Genomic DNA, 4,738 nt, shown 5'->3' on the forward strand with positions numbered 1-4,738 from the left:
CGACAAGGGCGAAACCCAGCAGGAGCAAAAAATGAAAAGACGCACCCTTCTCATCGCCGCCGCGGCAGTCAGCTTCAGCGTGGCCATGCCCGCGTTGTCTGCGGAAACAGGCACACTTGCTCAGGTCAAGGAAACCGGCAAGCTGCGCATTGGCGTCACTTCAGCCGAGCCTTGGTTCTACAAGGACCCGATGTCTGAAGAGTGGACCGGCGTTGGCGTCTCCATGGGTGAACGTATGGCCAAGGACCTAGGTGTCGAAATGGTGCCGGTCGAGACGTCCTGGGCCAACGCCGTCGCAGGTCTCCAGGCCAACCAGTTCGACCTCATGTTCGTCCTCGACCCCACAGAAGAGCGCAGGCAGGCCATCGACTTCCCTGAGAACCCGCTCTTCTACTACGCGATGGGGGCACTGGTCGCGGAAGATAGCGCGGTTACCACATGGGAAGAGCTTGATAAGCCGGGAATGCGCATCGGGGTAACAATGGGAACCTCGCTCGATCGGAATATCACCGAGATGATGACAGAAGCACAGATCAATCGCTTCTCGTCCAATGATGAGGCTGTTGCCGCCTTTGCGTCAGGCCGGGTCGAGACCGTTGTGCAATTTCACCCCGCTCTCATCGTTCAGTATTCGCGACTGAAGATGGGCAAGGTCCTGCTACCGACGCCTGTTGAGCCCGTGGAAACCTCTGTGGGCCTTCGCAAGGAAGAAAGCAGCGACTTCAAGGATTGGGTGAACACGACCCTCGGGACGCTCTACGAGAGCGGCGTGCCCAACGAGTTGTTCGAAACCTACCTGTCCAGCAAAAACATCAGTTCCGAAGGCGTTCCGGGCCTTGTGAAAGAGTCGTGGTAAGCACTGCCTTGAGACCCGCGGGCTTGCTTCAAGCCTCGGGTCTTTACTCTTCCTGATTACTGCAGCGAAAGTCGCCGAATGGAATATTCCTGGGACTTTGGCCCGGTATTCGAGCGTTTTGACATGCTCGCACTGGGCCTCCTCAACACCGTGAAGATTGCGGCCGTGTCCATCGTCCTGGGCGTCTTGGTGGGCATGATCCTCGCAGTGATGCGCTTGTCATCCAGAAAAGCGCTGAGATGGCCTGCTGCGATATTTATAGAATTCTACCGCAACACGCCCCCGATCGTTCACTTCTTCTGGTTCTTCTATGCCTTGCCGGTCATGCTGTCCGTAAGCCTGAGCCCTTACGTTGCGGCTGTCCTCGCTCTCTCCACGCAATCGGGCGCGTTCTACGCCGAAGTGTTCCGGGGCGGGATTGTTTCGATCGAACGCGGCCAGTGGGAGGGGGCCAAAGCCCTTGGCATGAGCCACCAGGCCCAGATGCGCCGCATCATCGTGCCACAGGCAGTGTCGCGCATGGTGCCCCCATTCATCGAACGCAGCTTCGAGCTTTTGAAGACAACGGCGCTCGCCTCCACGCTGGCCTACGCTGACCTGCTCTACCAGGCGATGATGGTGAACTCGGAAACGTTCCGACCGCTTGAGGTCTACACGACGATCGCCGCCATGTACCTCGTGCTTCTCATCACAGCCAGTCAGCTTGCCCGCCTCGCTGAAAACCGGCTCACAGCCTATCAATGAGGTCCGGACGATGAACTACATTCCCGACTTCAGTGTCGTGACGGACAACTGGATCGTCCTGACGCGCGGCCTTTGGGTGACGATCCAGATCTGGATCCCGTCCATCGTTCTCGGGCTGCTTGGTGGATTTGTCATAGCGCAGGCGCGCCTTTCCAGGCGTAAGTGGCTTTCCGGGGTAAGCCTCGTGTATGTGGAGCTGTTCCGTGACACGCCGGTCCTGATCCAGCTGATCTGGTTCTTCTATGCTTTTCCGATCCTGATCGGTGTTCAGCTCACTCCTTTTTCCGCTGCTCTTCTGGGCTTGACGCTCAACACCACCGCCTATGCGTCAGAGATCTTTCGCGGCGGCATCAGGTCCATCCATCGGGGCCAGATGGAAGGAGCCAAAGCGATCGGCATGACGGAAGGGCAGGCCATGCGGCGGGTCATCCTGCCTCAGGTGATCAAGCGGATGCTGCCCGCCTTCACCAATCGCGTGATCGAGGTTGCAAAGATGTCCTCGCTCGCTTCGGTGATCTCGGTACACGAGCTGATGTACCAAGGCAGGTTGCTGTCCTCGACCTATTACCGCCCGTTCGAGATCCTGACGGCAGTGGCCTTCATCTACTTCGTCCTGATCTATCCCGGCACCTTCCTCGCAGGCCGCCTCGAAAAACACTTGGCGCGGTCGAACTGACGCCCGAAAGGATTCACTATGACAAGCAAGCCCATTCTGGAGATCAAAGGGCTCCACAAGCGGTTTGGTGATCATCACGTTCTCAGGGGGATCGACTTCCAGGTTGAGCCGGGCGAGCGTGTGGCCATTATCGGTGGCTCCGGCTCTGGAAAGTCGACCTTTCTGCGTTGCATGAACTTCATGGAGACGCTCAGTGAGGGGCAGATCTGGCTCGACGGTGAGCGCATCGGGACCGAGAGCAAAGGCCGCGTCACCTATCCGGAGAAACAGCTCTGCATAGTCCGTGAGCGGCTCGGCATGGTGTTTCAGCAGTTCAACCTTTTCCCTCACATGACAGTTCTTCAGAATGTCATGGAGGGGCTCGTCACGGTGAAGGGCCTTTCGAAGCAGCAGGCTCGGGAGATTGCGGTTCGGGAACTGTCCAAGGTTGGTCTTGCGGAAAAGCATGACGCGTGGCCGGGGCGCCTGTCTGGTGGGCAGCAGCAGCGTGTGGCCATTGCGCGGGCGCTTTCCATGGAGCCGGAGATCCTGCTCTTTGACGAGCCAACGTCCTCTCTGGATCCAGAGCTTGTCGGCGAAGTGCTGCGGGTTATCAACAAGCTGGCAGACGAAGGTCGGACCATGCTTCTTGTCACGCACGAGTTGGGCTTTGCCTACCACTTCGCGACGAAGGTGATCTTCCTTGCCGAAGGCGTTTTCCATGAAGTCGGCACGCCCGATCAGGTTCTCAAAAACCCCCAGAAGGCGCGGACACAGGAATTCCTGCGGCGCTTCGGCGAATTCGCCTTCTGACCAAACTTACAGAACAAGGTAATACCATGACCCCTCTCAGCAGTTCTTCATCGCAAAGCTACGTGAAGGACCCCAGGAACGACGACGTGGAAGTCTACGTCAACGGTGAATTCTTCAAGCGTGACGAGGCAAAGGTCTCCATTTTTGACGCTGGTTTTGTTCTCGGTGACGGCGTTTGGGAAGGCATTCGCCTGATCAAGGGAAAGCTCCTTGCGATCGATGAGCATATCGATCGTCTCTTTGAAGGTGCGAACGCGATCCAGCTCGATATCGGTTACAGCAAGGCAGAGCTGGTCGAGGAAATCTGGAAGTGCCTCCGTCACAACGACATGCAAGACGGTGTCCATATCCGGATGATGATCTCACGGGGTCGCAAGTCGACACCCAATCAGGATCCCCGTTTCATTGTCGGCGGCGCGACCATCGTTATCGTTGCGGAATGGAAGCAGCCGAACCCGGCCTTGAAGGAAACGGGCATGAAGCTGATGACGTCCACCATACGATGCTCGACGCCTGACGTGTTCGACCTTCGCTTGAACTCCCATTCGCGCCTCAATTTCATCCAGGCCCTGCTTCAGGCGATCAACATGGGCGCCGACGAAGCCCTGATGCTAGATAACCGCGGCTTCGTTGCCTCGTGCAACTCCACGAACTTTTTCATCTTCCGAGGCGACGAGCTATGGACCTCGGACGGCCTGACCTGCTTCAATGGCATTACGCGCAAGAAGGTGATCAAGCTGTGGCGGGATGCTGGAATGACGGTTCATGAAAAGCCTTTCAGTCTGGCAGAGGTTTACAATGCTGATGAAGCATTCGTGACCGGAACTCTCGGAGGTATCACTCCGGTGGCTTCGATTGACGGTCGCGCGATTGGGGGCGGAAAGCCCGGCACAAGGACGGCCCGCATGAACGAGATCTACCAAGCCTATATCGCCGGCTGAACAAGTGATCTCACGCTTGCGTGCCTCCCGCAGGCGTCACCTGCTGCGCCGCCTCCGGTCTCCGCTACGCTTGCGGAGACTGATCCGGCGCAGCGAGATCGCCTACACCATTCTCGCTGCCCTCATCGGCATCGTGGCTGGTGCGGCTGTTGTCGCCATGCAGGAGGTGATCCACCTGCTGGGCCTGTGGATCTTTGCCGTCGATGACGTCAGTGGAGCTGGGGCTATCAATCCCTGGCGAGCAATGGCTGGCCCTGTGGCTGGCGGTGTGCTCGTCGGCTTGTCCTATCTGGTCGGCCGCCGATGGTTTCGCCGGGTGGCCGATCCCATCGAGGCGAATGCAGTCGGCGGCGGCAGGATCCCAGTGTCGGGAAGCGTCTATATCTCGCTTCAGACGATCGTCTCCAGCGGTTTTGGTGCCTCCGTTGGCATGGAGGCTGCCTATACGCAGGCATCCTCTGCGGTCGCCTCATGGCTTGGGCAACTTTTCCGGCTGCGTCGAGAAGACTTGCGGAAGCTCGTGGCAGCGGGCGCGGGCGGTGCGATTGCCGCCGCATTCGATGCGCCCCTCACCGGAGCCTTTTATGCCTTTGAGCTTGTATTGGCCGCTTACTCTGTTGCGGCTTTGCTCCCGGTACTGGCGGCCTCTATCGCTGCCACAGCGACGGCCCGATTGCTTTCAGACCCCCACGGTCTCAATCTGTTCTTTGCCGGCAACATCACCTTCGA

Annotated in this window: 6 protein-coding genes; all 6 read left to right on the forward strand. The window is 58.4% G+C overall.

The features are described 5' to 3' along the window. On the forward strand, window positions 1–856 hold an 856-nt coding region (locus ACLHHB_RS08265; RefSeq protein WP_410217796.1), incomplete at its 5' end, for a transporter substrate-binding domain-containing protein. A 78-nt stretch (window positions 857–934) separates the two neighbouring features. Further along, entirely contained in the window at window positions 935–1,600 is a 666-nt protein-coding gene (locus tag ACLHHB_RS08270) for an amino acid ABC transporter permease (RefSeq protein WP_410217797.1), read from the forward strand. Between the two features lie 10 nt (window positions 1,601–1,610). Further along, window positions 1,611–2,276 carry an amino acid ABC transporter permease gene (locus ACLHHB_RS08275; protein ID WP_410217798.1) on the forward strand — a complete coding sequence of 222 codons (666 nt, stop codon included), beginning with the start codon at window positions 1,611–1,613 and terminating at the stop codon, window positions 2,274–2,276. Window positions 2,277–2,294: 18 nt separating this feature from the next. Continuing rightward, window positions 2,295–3,068: an amino acid ABC transporter ATP-binding protein gene (locus ACLHHB_RS08280; protein WP_410217799.1), complete on the forward strand. Its 774-nt coding sequence runs from the start codon at window positions 2,295–2,297 to the stop codon at window positions 3,066–3,068. Between the two features lie 26 nt (window positions 3,069–3,094). Beyond that, the gene (locus ACLHHB_RS08285) at window positions 3,095–4,009 is read left to right on the forward strand and encodes an aminotransferase class IV (RefSeq protein WP_410217800.1); all 915 of its coding nucleotides are present in this window, start codon (window positions 3,095–3,097) and stop codon (window positions 4,007–4,009) included. 70 nt (window positions 4,010–4,079) lie between these two features. Then, window positions 4,080–4,738 (forward strand): chloride channel protein (locus ACLHHB_RS08290; protein WP_410217801.1); only part of this gene is annotated, 659 nt, incomplete at its 3' end.

Source organism: Paracoccus sp. (in: a-proteobacteria) (genome assembly GCF_046462195.1).
In the GTDB taxonomy this organism is placed as follows: Bacteria; Pseudomonadota; Alphaproteobacteria; order Rhodobacterales; family Rhodobacteraceae; genus Paracoccus.